Origin of the sequence: Variovorax soli NBRC 106424 (genome assembly GCF_001591385.1) — a bacterium.
Taxonomy (GTDB): domain Bacteria; phylum Pseudomonadota; class Gammaproteobacteria; order Burkholderiales; family Burkholderiaceae_C; genus Variovorax; species Variovorax soli.
Map to the genome: position 1 here is coordinate 1 of NZ_BCUU01000125.1, position 12,660 is coordinate 12,660.

Sequence of the window (12,660 nt, forward strand, 5' to 3'; positions counted from 1 at the left end):
CGACCGGCACCGGGCAGCCCGCCCAGCCGGGCAAGTAGGCGAGCAAGCGGGGGCGGCCGCCGGCGGCCTCAGGCCGCGAAGACCGCCATGTCTGCGCGCACGCCCAGCCGCTTCATGAACTCGGTCGGGTCGAAGCCTTCCTGCGCATAGTGGCGCTGGATGTGCGCGCGCGCCGCGGCCATGGCGTCGTGGCTGGACCACTCCACCAGCGTGGCCACGTTGAACTCGCTGCCGCTGCACTCGGTCATCACGCGGTTCTGCCGGCAGCCGGGCAGGTTCGCCAGGGCCTGGTCGATCCAGTGCAGGCGCTGCATGAACGCGGGCAGCGCCTCCTGCGGAACGGCGAACTTGTCGATGCGGAACACGGAAGAGGGAATGCGGACCATGAGGGCTCCTTGGTGGGTGGAAAAGCCCGCAGTCTCAAACCTCAACTAAACTTGAGGTCAACAACTTTTTTCGCGAAGGGTTTCTCGCATGGGCGCAACACCACGGCTGCCGGAGGGCATGGCCCCCACGCTGAGCGTCGGCGAAGTCGCGCAGCGCAGCGGCGTGGCGGTGTCGGCACTGCACTTCTACGAATCCAAGGGGCTCATCGCGAGCGAACGCACCGAGAGCAACCACCGCCGCTATGCGCGCGCGGTGCTGCGGCGCGTGGCCTTCATCCGCGTCGCACAGCGCGTGGGCATTCCGCTGGCGGACATTGCGCAGGCGCTGCAGACCTTGCCGGCAGACCAAGCGCCCAGCCGCGCCGACTGGGCGCGTTTGTCGGCCAGCTGGCGCGCCGAGCTGGACGAGCGCATGGCGCAGCTCAAGAAGCTGCGCGACCAGCTGGACGACTGCATCGGCTGCGGCTGCCTGTCGATCGACCGGTGCCGGCTGCGCAATCCGCACGACGAACTGGGGAGCGAAGGCGCGGGGCCGCGCCGCCTGCTGTCCCGCTAGTCAGCCTTTTCCTCAGCCGGCATGCGGCTGACGGTGGCGAAGCGGATGCGCTGCGCATCGACGTCGTCCACCCGGAACTGCAGGCCGTCGTGCTGCCAGGTCTCGCCCACGCGCGGCAGGCGGCCGAAGTTCTCCAGCAGCAGCCCGGCCAGCGACACGTAGCGCTCGTCCTCGCTCACCAGGCCGCTGGTTTCCAGCGCCTGCTCCAGCTGGCGCAGGTCGGCGCTGCCGGCCACGCGCCAGTGGCGGCCGTCGATCTTCTGGATCTCCAGGCCTTCGTCCTCGTCGGGAAACTCGCCGGCGATGGCTTCGAGCACGTCGATGGGCGTGACCAGTCCCTTGAGCGTGCCGTGCTCGTCATTGACCAGTGCGAGCTGGCCGCGCGCCTGGCGCAGCACGTCGATCGCGCGGATGACGGAGGTGCCCTCGGGCAGGTAGATGGGCGTGCGCAGGTGCGGGCCTTCGGCCGCCAGCCGGCCATGCGTGGTGAGCGCGGCCAGCAGCTCGACGGCGCGGCCCACGCCCACCACGTTGTCGAGCGACGCGCGGCACACGGGCAGCATGCCGTGCGGCGAGTCCAGCAGCTGGATGCGCACCGCCTCGGGCGGGTCCTCCAGGTCGACCCACGAGACGTCGGCGCGCGGCGTCATGATGGTGCGCACATCGCGCTCGGCGAGCGTGAGCACGCCGCTCACCATCTGGCGCTCCTCGGCGGCGAAGGCGGGTGCCTCGGCGGGTGGTGCATCGGCGGCAATTCCCGCATCGAGCGGCGCACCGGCCCGCTGGCGACCGCCCAGCAGCCGCAGCACCGTTTCGGCCGTGCGTTCGCGCAGCGGCCGCTGCGCCAGGCGCCGGGCCTGGTTGCGCCGGGCCCACTGGTTGAAGAACTCGATCAGGATCGAGAAGCCGATGGCCGCGTACAGATAGCTCTTGGGCAGGTGGAAGCCCAGGCCGTCGGCCACCAGGCTCAGCCCGATCATCAAGAGGAAGCTCAGGCACAGCACCACCACCGTCGGGTGCTGGCTGACGAAGCGGGCCAGCGGGCCCGAGGCCACCAGCATCACGCCCACGGCGATGATCACCGCGGCCATCATCACCGGCAGGTCGTTGACCATGCCCACGGCGGTGATCACCGAGTCGAGCGAGAACACGGCGTCCAGCACCACGATCTGCGCCACCACCAGCCAGAAGCCGGCGTGGTGTCGCGGGCGCTCGCTGGTTTGCGGCAGGCCCTCCAGGCGCTCGTGCAGCTCGGACGTGGCCTTGTACAAAAGGAACAGGCCGCCCGCCAGCAGGATGAGGTCGCGCCCCGAGATGGGCAGCTCGCCCACGCTGAACAGCGGCCGGGTGAGCGTGGCCAGCCAGGAGATGGCCGCCAGCAGCGCCAGCCGCATGAAGAGGGCCAGGCCGAGGCCGATGAGGCGCGCCCGTTCGCGCTCGGCCGGCGGCAGCTTGTCGACCAGGATGGCGATGAACAGCAGGTTGTCGATGCCCAGGACGATTTCCAGCACCACCAGGGTGAGCAGGCCCGCCCAGGCGGTGGGGTCGGTCAGCAGATCCATCGTCGGCGGGCGGTCAGCGGGCGCCCCGCACCGCGAACACCTCCACCGGCGCGGCCTTGCCGCGCAGCTGCACGGCGCCCAGCGCCTCGGTCTCGCAGCGTTCGCCCACGGCGTTGCAGGTGTCGTGGTCGATGAGGATCATGCGGCCCACTTCCTTGGTGTGCGACTCCAGCCGGGCCGCCAGGTTGACGGTGTTGCCGATGCAGGTGTAGGTGGCGCGCGACTGCGTGCCGGTGTAGCCGGCCACCATCTCGCCGGTGGCGATGCCCACGCCGATGCGCAGGAGCGACTTGCCCGCGCCGGCACGCTCGTGGTTGAGCACCTGCAGCATGGCCACCATGTCCAGCGCCGCATGCACGGCGCGCGCCGCGTGGTCGTCCACCGGCAGCGGCGCGCCGAAGATGCACATGAGCCCGTCGCCGATCATCTGGTTGACCACGCCGCCGTGCTTGTTGATGGCCTCGAACATCAGCGCATACCAGGTGTTGAGCAGCTCGATGGTTTCCTCGGCCGGCGTGGATTCCACCAGCGAGGTGAAGCCGCGGATGTCGGCGAACATCACCGAGCCCTGCACGCGCCGCCCGCCCAGCGCGAAGCCCGACTGCTGCAGGTCCTGCGCCACCTCGGAGGTGGCGAATCGCCGCACCATCTCCTTTTGCATGTCGCGCAGGCGCTTCTTCTCCAGGCTTGCATCGACGCGGGCCTTGAGCAGCACTGCGTTCACCGGCTTGTGCAGGTAGTCTTCCGCGCCCAGCTCGATGCAGCGCACCACGTCGGCCATGTCCTCCAGCGACGAGGTGACCACCACCGGAAGATCGCGCAGGCGCGGGTCGGCGGCCAGGCGCTCCAGCACCTGGAAGCCGTTCATCTCCGGCATCTCGATGTCCAGCAGCATCAGGTCGAAGTCCTCGGTCTGCAGCCTGTCCAGCGCGATGCGGCCGTTCTCGGCGCAGGCCACCTGGTGGCCCTGCTGTTCGAGCCCGCGGGTGAGCAGCAGGCGGTTGACCTTGTTGTCGTCCACCACCAGCAGGCGGGCCGGCGGGGTGTCGCCGGCCTCAGCCATTGGAGATGCGCTCCTGCAGGGCCATGACGACCGCCTGCCAGTCGTCGTGCAGCGCGTTCAGCGCCGCGGGCGTGGCGGCGGCCAGGCCGCCCTGTTCGAGCGCACGCGCCTTGGCGGCGAAGCCGAGCGCGCCGAAGGTCAGGCCGTTGGACTTGAGCGAATGCGCGCTGCGCCGGAAGTCGTCGGCCTGGCCGGCGGCATGCGCATCGCGCAGCGCCTGCAGCATGACCGGGCCTTCCTCCAGGAAGGTCTGCACCAGCTCGCCCACGAAATCGGCGCCGGCGGTCTGTTCCAGCTCGGTCCATGCGGCGGAGTCGATCACCGCGTCTTTCTTGCTGTTGCTGCTGCTCATGCCGTCAATCCTTTCGTGTAGGCGGGCACTCGGGCCAGCGCCTCGACCAGCCGATCCACACGGATCGGCTTGGTGATGTAGTCGTCCATGCCCGCCTCGATGCACATCTCGCGGTCGCCCTGCATGGCGTTGGCCGTCATGGCCACGATGCAGGGGCGCTCGCCGGGCGGCAGCATCTTGCAGATGTGGCGCGTGGCATCCAGGCCGTCGAGCTCGGGCATCTGCACGTCCATCAGCACCACGTCGTAGGCCTGGCGTGCCACGGCCTGCACGGCCTCCACGCCGTTGGCCGCCAGGTCGGCGCGGTAGCCCATCTGCTGCAAGAGGCGCAGGGCCAGCTTCTGGTTCACCGCGTTGTCCTCGGCCAGCAGGATGCGCAGCGGATGGCGCTGGCCCATGCCGGGGTCGATCTGCGGTTTGCGGTCTTCGTCGCCGCCAGCCCTGGCACGCGGCGCCGGCGCTTTGGCGGCCGCCTGGTCGGCCAGCAGGTTCATCAGCGTGTCGAAGAGCTGCGACTGCCGCACCGGCTTGGCGAGGAAGGCATCGAAGAGCTTTTCCGCATCGCCCGACTCGCGGCGCCCGAGCGAGCTGAACAGCACCAGCGGCAGCGCGGGCCTCAGCTGGCGCACGCGGCGGGCCAGCTCCACGCCGTCCATCTCGGGCATGTGCATGTCGATGATGGCCAGGTCGAAGGCTTCGTCGCCGGCTTCCAGCAGGCGCAGGGCCTGCGCGGGCGATTCGACCGGCAGCGATTCCATGCCCCACTTGCCCGCCTGCAGCGCCAGCACGCGGCGGTTGGTGGCGTTGTCGTCCACCACCAGCAGGCGCCGCCCCTGCAGCTGCGCCTGCACGCCCAGCACCTCGTGCCGCCGGCTGGGCGGCACCTGGGCGGCCGGCGCCTCGATGGTGAAGAAGAAGGTGGCGCCGCGGCCCGGTCCCTCGCTTTCGGCCCACATGGTGCCGCCCATCAGCTCGGCCAGGCGCCGGCTGATGGCCAGGCCCAGGCCCGTGCCGCCGTATTTGCGCGTGGTGCTGGAATCGGCCTGCGAGAAGGACTGGAACAGGCGCGCCATGCCCTGCGGCGAAAGGCCGATGCCGGTGTCGCGCACCGAGAAGGTCAGCCGCTGCTGGCCCGAGGGCAGGGGCTGCGCGCGCAGGCTCACCACCACCTCGCCGCTTTCGGTGAACTTCACCGCGTTGCTCAGCAGGTTCAAGAGGATCTGGCGCAGCCGCGCCAGATCGCCGCGGATGGCCAGCGGCACGTCGCCCTCGAACACGTAGGCCAGGTCCAGGTGCTTCTCGGTGGCGCGCGTGCTCACCAGGTCCATGGCCGCTTCCACGCAGTCGCGCAGCTCGAAGGGGCGAGACTCGATCTCCATGCGGCCGGCCTCGATCTTCGAGTAGTCGAGGATGTCGTTGATGATGGTCAAGAGCGCATCGCCCGACTCGCGGATGGTGGCGGCGTAGTCCTGCTGCTCGGCGTCGAGCTTCGTGTCCAGCAAGAGGCCGCTCATGCCGATGACCGCATTCATGGGCGTGCGGATCTCGTGGCTCATGGTGGCCAGGAAGGCGCTCTTGGCCTCGTTGGCTGCCTCGGCGGCAGCGCGCGCCTCCTGCGTCTGCTTGAACAGCGCGGCGTTCTGGATGGCCACCACCGCCTGGTCGGCGAAGGTCTTGAGCAGCTGGATTTCCTTGTGGCTGAACGGGCCCACCGGCTGGCGCGTGACGTGGATGGAGCCGATGTCCTGGCCCTGCCACATCAGCGGAGCGACCAGGATGGCGTAGTTGCCGGTGGTCTTGGCGATCTCGCGCATGAACTGCGGCAGGTGCTCCTGGGCCAGCGCATCGGGCACGTGCAGCACGCCCGGGCCCCATTCCCACGCGCCGGGGTGCGACGGCTCCAGCGGCCGCGGATAGTACTTCTCGAGCACCTCGCGCGCCGAGCCGCGGTGCGCGCCCAGCACCATCTGGCCGTTCTCGACGAGCGAGATGCCCATCTGCGCGCCGGAGAACAGGCGCTGGCAGCTTTCCAGGATCTTGTCGAACACCGGCTGCGCATCGGCCATGGAGCCGCTGATGACCTGCAGCACGTCGGCCGTGGCGGTGAGCTGCTCCAGCGCCTCCTTCGATTCGGCGAACAGGCGGGCGTTCTGGATGGCGATGACGGCCTGGTCGGCAAAGGTTTTGAGCAGCGTCCGTTCGGCCGGACGGAACGGGCCCAGTTCGAGCCGCTGCAGGCTCAGGATGCCGATGCCTTTTCCTTCCCAGACCAGCGGCGCGGCCAGGTTGGCAAAGCTGCGGCCCAGCCGGCGCGCACTCTCGCGGATCACTGCCGGCGCGCCCGGGTCGCCGAGCACGTCGGGGATCTCGTAGAGGTCGTTGGTGCGGAACGCGACTTCTGCCGCGGTGCCGTCCACCGGCGTGGGGTAGGCGGCCGACAGTGCGCGGTCCAGCGCATCGACGCGCTCGGCGCCCAGGGCGGCGCGGCCTTCGCGCGTGGTCAGGCGCCGCACCAGCACCAGCCGGTCCTGCTCGTCCTTCATCAGCAGGGAAAAGGATGCGGCCTCGAACAGCCGCTCGCAGCACTCCAGGATCTTGTCGAACACCGGCCCGGTGTCGGCCACCGAGCTGCCGATGACCTGCAGCACCTCGGCCGCGGCGGTCTGGTGCGCCAGCGCCTCGCGCGTTTCCCTGGCGCGCTTTTGCGTCTCGTCGAACAGCAGCGCGTTCTCCAGCGCCAGGCCCATGCCGGTGGCCACGGTCTCCAGCAGGCTGATCTGGTGCGGGCCGAAGGCGTACTCGCGCTCATGGTCCTGCAGGCCGATCAGGCCGAGCACCCGCTCGCTGCCGACGATGGGCACGGCGGCGATCGAATGCGCCCAGTCGGTGCCGGGGTGGGGCTTCAGGCCGATCCGGGTCTGCTCCTCGCGCGTGTTGGCCACGCGCACCTGCGGGTGGTCGCGCAGCAGCATGGCCATCGGCTCGTCGGCCCGCAGCGGCCGCGCCGGCAGCAGGGGCAGCGGCCGGTTGTGCTCGTAGCGGTAGACCGATCGCACCTGGTTGGCCTGCGGCTCCCACCACACGATGCTGACGTCGCCGCTGTGGAACAGCTCGCGCAGCTTGTCGCCCACCAGCTGGATGATGGCGTCGAAGCCCAGGCGACGCGCCATGCCCTGCTGGATGCTGTTGACCACGGTGAGTTCGCCGGCCCGGCGCACCAGCGCCGCGGCGTTTTCCTCCAGCGCGCTCTTGTGGAACCGCCGTTCGTCCATCGCGTCCAGGGCCAGTGCGGCGTTTTCGGCCAGCAGGCCGAGAAGGGCCAGCTGCGGCGCCTCGAAGCGGCCGTGCCGGCCTTCGAGGTCGGCATACAGAAAGCCGCGAACCGCCGTGCGGCCGACGATCGGCGCCACCAGGCAGGAGCGTTGCATCGTCGCCGGCGCGCCCTCGGGCCCGTGGCGCAGGCGGGCTTGCCGTGTCTTGCCTGCTTCTTCCAGCCAAGGGGCGATGGCGCCCAGCAGGTCCGCGCCGCGCTCGCCGCGCGGCAGCTGCCGGCCTTCGATTTCCAGGCCTGTCTTTCCCCGGCGCACCAGCAAGACGCGCTGCGCACCCAGGAGCCGAGCCGCCTCGCGGACCACGCATTCGTGCAGCTGCGCCTCGCTGCGCGCGTTGGCCATGCGCATGGCGGGCGTGGAAGCAAGCGGCTCGCGGCGTCGTGCGCGTGGTGACGGTTTGCTCGGGGAGCGGGACAGGGCCATGGGGCGACAGACCTCCTGCGTTCAGCGGTGGTGGCTTGCGCCGGCGAAAGGGCCATGGCGCACTGGGCGGCAGTCTAATGCTGGCGCCCCTGGCCGGGCCACGCTTTCAAGCCGCGGCCACGAAGATCGGGAAGCTCGCGCGCCAGCCGTCGGCGCCGCGCTCGAAGGGGCGGGTGAGGGCGGCCCGGTCGTCGCGGCCCAGGTTGCGCCAGAGAAAGTCGCGCTCGTTGCCCGCGGCCCCTTCCACGTAGAGCTGCGTGGTGAGCAGCTCGCGCGCGCCTTGCCTGACCTTGAAATGGATGTGCGGCGTGCGCCCGGAATAGGGCACCGGCCGCAGGGTATGAAAGCGCCAGCGGCCTTCGGCGTCGGCCTGCACGCGGCCGAAGCCTTGGAAGGCCGGGTCGGCGCGGCCGCCGTCGCCAGGATGGTGGTAGTGGCCGGACTGGTCGCACTGCCAGATCTCGACCGTGGCGCCGGCCAGCGGCCGGCCCTGCAGGTCGGCCACCGTGCCCTCGACCCAGGCCGGATCGCCGCCCCGATGCTGCAGTGTGCCGTTGCGAAGCAGGTCGTGGTCGGTGTCGGCGGGCAGTTGCACCGGATAGAACGGCCCCTCGGTCTGCGACGGCGTCGCGCGGCGTGCCCCCGCGCCCGGCTGCGCGCGGGCCAGGCCCAGGCAGAGGGCGGGAAACGCCACCAGCACGGCGGCGCTCGCGCGGCGCCGGGGCATCGAGGGTTCGCGGGAATGGGCAATGAAGGACATGGCGCTGCGAGCATGGCGCCTTGCGCGCCGCGCATCAAGCGCCCGGCGGCTTTGACCCTACTTGAGCTTGCGGTCTTCCCGCTTGGCTTCGGCCATGGCCTCGGGCTCCAGCTCCTCGGCGTAGCGGTTGAGCCGGATGAACAAGCCCCAGCCGGCCAGCAGCAATCCCACCGACGCGACCAGCGCCGCGGCGTGCAGCATGAGCTGCGGCTCGGAGCGGGCCTTGAAGGTGGTGACCAGCGCCTCCACCGCAATGGCCACCACGATCACCACCATGAAGCGCGAGAGAAAGCGGCGCACCCGCGTCGGTGCGCTGATGTGCGCGTCGCGGATCACTTCCTCTTCGGTGATGGTCTGCGAGATCTGCATGGCGACCACCGCGGCGGCCAGCACGCCCACCGCCTCCACCATGGCTTCGGAGGCGGCGTGGCCCCACTGGCCCATGCTGGCCTGCCAGCCGGCACGTGCCGCGGAGACCACCAGCATCAGCCCGGCGCCCGCGAACAGCAGCGCCATGAAGACGTGGGCCACGGCATAGAGGCGGAGCACGAATTTCATGCGCCTTCCTCCACCCAGCCGGAGGCGGCCGACAGGTCGCGCAGCCAGGCATCCCAGGCCGACTCGCGCCGCTGCGGATCGCCGCGCAAGAGTGCCGACGGATGCAGCGTGACCAGCATCGGCAGGCCGAAGCGGCTGTCCAGCCACTGGCCGCGCAGCTGCATCACCGACAGGGGCCGGCCCAGCAGCGAGCGGGCCGCCGTGGCGCCCAGGGCCACGAAGGCGCGCGGGCGCACGAGCCTGACCTCGCTTTCCAGCCAATGCAGGCAGGCCTCGGCCTCGCGCTGGCCGGGTGTCTTGTGCATGCGCCGCTTGCCGCGCAGCTCGAACTTGAAGTGCTTGACCGCGTTGGTGAGGTAGAGCCGCTCGCGCTGCCAGCCCAGTTCGTCGAGCGCGCGCTGCAGCAGGCGCCCGGCCGGGCCGACGAACGGGTGGCCCTGCAGGTCTTCCTGGTCGCCGGGCTGCTCGCCCACGAGCATCAGACGGGCGCGCATCGATCCTTCGCCGATGACCGACTGGGTGGCGTGTTCGCCGATGGGGCACTCGCGGCACACGTCGGTCGCGTGCCGCAGGGCCTCGTGCGTGGCCTTGGCCCCGGCGCGGCGCGGCGGGCTGGACGAGGATGAAGGCGCGGTGGAACTCACGCCCTCCATTTCATGCGCGCGCAACGGGCGGGCGCTGCCGGAAGGCGCCGACGCCGGGCGTCAGCCAGGGGCGCGGCCGGCCTTCGCGTCAACGGCCTTGTCAACGGCCTTATTGGCGGTAGCCGGGGTCGATCCGGTCCAGCTTGCGCAAGAGGGCCGGCCAGGCGAACTGCCCGCCCATGCCGCCGGTCTGCACCTTCATGGCCTGGGCCACGCCCTGCACGATGCGCGGGTCGACCTGCGTGAGCTCGCCGCCGCCCGATTGCGCGGCGATCTGGATCTGGCAGGTGGACTCGAACACGTACATCGAGAGAAAGGCGTCGGCAATGGTCTTGCCGCAGGTGAGCAGGCCGTGGTTGCGCAGCATGAGGAAGTCGGCCTGCCCCAGGTCGGCCTGCAGGCGCGGCTTCTCGTCGTCGCGGAAGGCCACGCCCTCGTAGTCGTGGTAGGCCAGCGAGGCCAGCACGAAGGTCGACTGCTGGCTGATGGGCAGCACGCCGTTCTTCTGCGCGCTCACCGCCACGCCGGCACGGGTGTGGGTGTGCAGCACGCACTGCACGTCCTCGCGCACCGCGTGCACCGCGCTGTGGATGACGAAGCCGGCCGGGTTGACCGGGAAGGGCGAGTCGCTGAGCTTGTTGCAGCCCTGGTCGACCTTCACCAGGCTGGAGGCGGTGATCTCGTCGAACATCAGCCCGTAGGGATTGATGAGGAAGTGATGCTCGGGGCCCGGAACGCGTGCGCTGATGTGGGTGAAGACCAGGTCGCTCCAGCCGTACTGCGCCACCAGCCGGTAGCAGGCGGCCAGGTCGAGGCGCAGCTGCCACTCTTCGGGCGAGACCTTGTCTTGGAGGGAAGGGATGTTCATGCGGGTGTGTCTCCTTTTCCGCCATCATGCAAAGCGCGCCTCGTGCAGACTGTCGCCTTCTTATCAATGCAGGGTTAGTCCCGGGGCGCGCTTTTCGGCCATGCAAGCTTTCTCAGACAACCCCTGGTTCCGCAGCCTGCCCGAGGCGCAGGCCCGCGCGCTCCTGGACGCGGCCCAGCCCATGAAGCTGGGCGCGGGCAAGGTGCTCTATCGCCAGGGCGATGTGCTGCGGCCGTCCGTCGCGTCCTTCTTCGGCCTGGCCCGCGGGGGCATGAAGCTCTCGATCCTCAACAGCGACGGCAAGGAAGGCATCCTGACGGTCATCGAGCCGGGCAACTGGATCGGCGAGGTGGCGCTGCTGGACAACACGCAGCGCCGGGCGCACAACGCCATCGCGCTGGAGGAATGCGAGCTGGCGGCGGTGAGCGCCAGGGCCTTCGAAGCCCTGATGCAGGACCCGGACTTCGCCCGGGCCGTTGCCAAGCTGGTGGCCGGGCGCCTGCGCCTGGCCTACGAGGCGCTGGCCGGCCAGACACTGCAGAGCATGCGCCAGCGCGTGGCGCGCCGGCTGGTGATGCTGGCGCACGGCGACATCTCCCAGTCGACCCGGGGCCGCATGCACGTGAGCACCTCGCAGGACAACCTGGCCAGGATGCTGGGCGTGAGCCGGCCCACGCTCAACAAGGAACTGCAGACGCTGGCCAAGGCCGGCGCCATTGCCCTGCGGTACGGGCAGATCGAGATCCTGGACATGCAGCGCCTGCGCGTTGGCGGGCAGCTGGCCGTGTCCGACCCGACGGGGCAGGACGATTTCTAGGGCGGCTCGCTACGCTTCCTTCAGCGCGGCGCGGGAAGCCTGCCGCAGGCTGGTGACCCACAGGCGCGCGTGGCGCTGCTCGCGGCTCTCGAAGCGTTCGGTGAACTTGCGGATGCCTGGGCGCTCGATGGCCACCATGGTCATCCAGTCGGTGCCGGCGAAGCCCGTGGCGTCGTTGCTGCGCATCACCAGCGCCGGCCGCAGCGCCATCACCCATTCCGTGGGCACGTGCGGATCGTGGTCCAGCATGCGCAGCGCGATCTTGGCGGCCTTGGGGCTGAGCACCTGTACCTTCTGATAGATGAAATCCAGATCCATTCTGCGCACGTGAGTTCGGGGGTGCGCGAGGATAGGCGGGCTTGTAACAAGATGCTATTCGTAGTTTGCCGTACGACGTTCGGCGATCAGCCGAAAGTATGTGGGTGCGATGGGCGGCAGTTATTGCTGCAAGATTTGCCGGATTCCGTGCCGGGCGGGCACCGAGCGCATCACTCGGTGTTGAAGCTGTCGAGCAGCTGGCTGCGCCGGCTGGACAGTTGCACGGCAATCGAATCGACGTCCGTGCCGGCGCAGCGCGGGTAGATCTCGGCATATTCGAACTGCCGCAGCAGGTGCGCATGCTGCGCCACCCGCGTGATCGACGCCTCGAAGTGGTCATCTTCGACCACGGCGTCGAGCAGGGCATGCACGTCGCCCACCACCTGTTCGTGCAGGCTGCGTCCCGAGTCGAGCGCGGGGCAGTTCTCCAGGAGCGGGTAGAGCAGCTCCATCTCCACCTGGCTCAGGGCGTAAAGGCGCGCGCACAGGCGCACGACCAGCATTTCGACATCGCCGTGCGGCGGCAGTCCTTCGATCTGGAACGCACCGATTTCCGAGACGAGCGCCCCGACGGTTTGCCAGTCCTCGTGCAGCGCCTGGAGAACATGCAGCCCGGAAGGCAGGGTGGCGGATGACATGGCGAACTCCTCCTCGCGGACCTGTTCGCGCTGTCTCTTTGGCTTGGGAAGTCGCGCCTACGGTCCCGGTGAATCCGCTGGTCAAGCAAGCCGGATGCCCGGTCGGGGCGATGGCCCCGGCGCGGCCAGGCGCGCCCTCACGAATTCGAACGCTCGCTCTCGGCTTCGGCCGTGTATTCCTTCAGGCGGTTGTAGAGCGTCTTGAGGCTGATGCCCAGCACGGCGGCCACGCGCTCCTTGTGGTGGTTGTAGTGCTCGAGCGTCGCCAGGATCACCGTGCGCTCGACGTCCGCCATGGAGGTGCCGATGGGCAGGCTGATGGTGCGCGGCGCCCCGGGCATGGCGGCCGGCGTGGCGCTGCGCTCGAGGCTCGCGGGCTGCAG

At 69.9% G+C, this 12,660-nt stretch carries 14 protein-coding genes; 2 read left to right on the forward strand and 12 right to left on the reverse strand.

The annotated features are described in order from the left end of the window. Nucleotides 1-68 precede the first annotated feature (68 nt). The gene (locus tag VSO01S_RS23640; RefSeq protein ID WP_068645235.1) at nt 69-386 is read right to left on the reverse strand and encodes a hypothetical protein; all 318 of its coding nucleotides are present in this window, start codon (nt 384-386) and stop codon (nt 69-71) included. 88 nt (nt 387-474) lie between these two features. Here VSO01S_RS23640 and soxR point away from each other — a divergent pair, with 88 nt between their 5' ends. Next, on the forward strand, nt 475-942 hold the full coding sequence (soxR, locus tag VSO01S_RS23645; protein WP_068645236.1) for a redox-sensitive transcriptional activator SoxR: 468 nt from the start codon (nt 475-477) through the stop codon (nt 940-942). On the opposite strand, the gene VSO01S_RS23650 is transcribed toward soxR, so the two are convergent. From VSO01S_RS23650 to VSO01S_RS23685, 8 genes are all read right to left on the reverse strand, one after another. After that, the gene (locus VSO01S_RS23650) at nt 939-2,504 is read right to left on the reverse strand and encodes a TerC family protein (RefSeq protein ID WP_068645237.1); all 1,566 of its coding nucleotides are present in this window, start codon (nt 2,502-2,504) and stop codon (nt 939-941) included. The genes soxR and VSO01S_RS23650 overlap by 4 nt on opposite strands. Before the next feature lie 13 nt (nt 2,505-2,517). Beyond that, on the reverse strand, nt 2,518-3,567 hold the full coding sequence (locus VSO01S_RS23655; RefSeq protein ID WP_068645238.1) for an adenylate/guanylate cyclase domain-containing protein: 1,050 nt from the start codon (nt 3,565-3,567) through the stop codon (nt 2,518-2,520). Continuing rightward, nucleotides 3,560-3,919: an Hpt domain-containing protein gene (locus VSO01S_RS23660; RefSeq protein WP_068645239.1), complete on the reverse strand. Its 360-nt coding sequence runs from the start codon at nt 3,917-3,919 to the stop codon at nt 3,560-3,562. Before VSO01S_RS23660 ends, VSO01S_RS23655 begins: the two co-directional genes overlap by 8 nt. After that, complete coding sequence (locus VSO01S_RS28200; protein WP_153305399.1) at nt 3,916-7,674, reverse strand: response regulator; 3,759 nt, start codon at nt 7,672-7,674, stop codon at nt 3,916-3,918. Before VSO01S_RS28200 ends, VSO01S_RS23660 begins: the two co-directional genes overlap by 4 nt. 106 nt (nt 7,675-7,780) lie before the next feature. Beyond that, entirely contained in the window at nt 7,781-8,434 is a 654-nt protein-coding gene (locus VSO01S_RS23670; protein WP_084242076.1) for a dioxygenase family protein, read from the reverse strand. A gap of 57 nt (nt 8,435-8,491) precedes the next feature. Continuing rightward, nucleotides 8,492-8,992: a hypothetical protein gene (locus VSO01S_RS23675; protein WP_068645241.1), complete on the reverse strand. Its 501-nt coding sequence runs from the start codon at nt 8,990-8,992 to the stop codon at nt 8,492-8,494. After that, the gene (locus VSO01S_RS23680; protein ID WP_306301719.1) at nt 8,989-9,636 is read right to left on the reverse strand and encodes a UdgX family uracil-DNA binding protein; all 648 of its coding nucleotides are present in this window, start codon (nt 9,634-9,636) and stop codon (nt 8,989-8,991) included. The genes VSO01S_RS23675 and VSO01S_RS23680 overlap by 4 nt, the downstream gene beginning before the upstream one ends. A 109-nt stretch (nt 9,637-9,745) precedes the next feature. Next, nucleotides 9,746-10,504, reverse strand: a complete 759-nt coding sequence (locus tag VSO01S_RS23685; protein WP_068645243.1) for a class II aldolase/adducin family protein — start codon at nt 10,502-10,504, stop codon at nt 9,746-9,748. Nucleotides 10,505-10,604: 100 nt separating this feature from the next. Here VSO01S_RS23685 and VSO01S_RS23690 point away from each other — a divergent pair, with 100 nt between their 5' ends. Beyond that, on the forward strand, nt 10,605-11,321 hold the full coding sequence (locus tag VSO01S_RS23690; RefSeq protein ID WP_068645244.1) for a Crp/Fnr family transcriptional regulator: 717 nt from the start codon (nt 10,605-10,607) through the stop codon (nt 11,319-11,321). A gap of 9 nt (nt 11,322-11,330) precedes the next feature. On the opposite strand, the gene VSO01S_RS23695 is transcribed toward VSO01S_RS23690, so the two are convergent. From VSO01S_RS23695 to VSO01S_RS23705, 3 genes are all read right to left on the reverse strand, one after another. Continuing rightward, entirely contained in the window at nt 11,331-11,639 is a 309-nt protein-coding gene (locus VSO01S_RS23695) for a hypothetical protein (RefSeq protein ID WP_068645245.1), read from the reverse strand. A gap of 170 nt (nt 11,640-11,809) precedes the next feature. Beyond that, a complete protein-coding gene (locus tag VSO01S_RS23700) occupies nt 11,810-12,277 on the reverse strand; it encodes a hypothetical protein (protein ID WP_068645246.1) in 468 nt (155 codons plus the stop codon). A gap of 137 nt (nt 12,278-12,414) precedes the next feature. Beyond that, nucleotides 12,415-12,660, reverse strand: a 246-nt coding sequence (locus tag VSO01S_RS23705; protein WP_281179864.1) for a helix-turn-helix domain-containing protein, incomplete at its 5' end; no start/stop codon positions are given.

Bases quoted from the DNA above. Each gene is read 5' to 3' on its own strand.
- VSO01S_RS28200 (WP_153305399.1), bottom strand. From the start codon at position 7,674: ATGGCCCTGTCCCGCTCCCCGAGCAAACCGTCACCACGCGCACGACGC.
- VSO01S_RS23655 (WP_068645238.1), bottom strand. From the start codon at position 3,567: ATGGCTGAGGCCGGCGACACCCCGCCGGCCCGCCTGCTGGTGGTGGAC.
- VSO01S_RS23670 (WP_084242076.1), bottom strand. From the start codon at position 8,434: ATGTCCTTCATTGCCCATTCCCGCGAACCCTCGATGCCCCGGCGCCGC.
- VSO01S_RS23690 (WP_068645244.1), top strand. From the start codon at position 10,605: ATGCAAGCTTTCTCAGACAACCCCTGGTTCCGCAGCCTGCCCGAGGCG.
- VSO01S_RS23700 (WP_068645246.1), bottom strand. From the start codon at position 12,277: ATGTCATCCGCCACCCTGCCTTCCGGGCTGCATGTTCTCCAGGCGCTG.
- VSO01S_RS23695 (WP_068645245.1), bottom strand. From the start codon at position 11,639: ATGGATCTGGATTTCATCTATCAGAAGGTACAGGTGCTCAGCCCCAAG.
- VSO01S_RS23660 (WP_068645239.1), bottom strand. From the start codon at position 3,919: ATGAGCAGCAGCAACAGCAAGAAAGACGCGGTGATCGACTCCGCCGCA.
- VSO01S_RS23640 (WP_068645235.1), bottom strand. From the start codon at position 386: ATGGTCCGCATTCCCTCTTCCGTGTTCCGCATCGACAAGTTCGCCGTT.
- VSO01S_RS23650 (WP_068645237.1), bottom strand. From the start codon at position 2,504: ATGGATCTGCTGACCGACCCCACCGCCTGGGCGGGCCTGCTCACCCTG.
- VSO01S_RS23675 (WP_068645241.1), bottom strand. From the start codon at position 8,992: ATGAAATTCGTGCTCCGCCTCTATGCCGTGGCCCACGTCTTCATGGCG.
- soxR (WP_068645236.1), top strand. From the start codon at position 475: ATGGGCGCAACACCACGGCTGCCGGAGGGCATGGCCCCCACGCTGAGC.
- VSO01S_RS23685 (WP_068645243.1), bottom strand. From the start codon at position 10,504: ATGAACATCCCTTCCCTCCAAGACAAGGTCTCGCCCGAAGAGTGGCAG.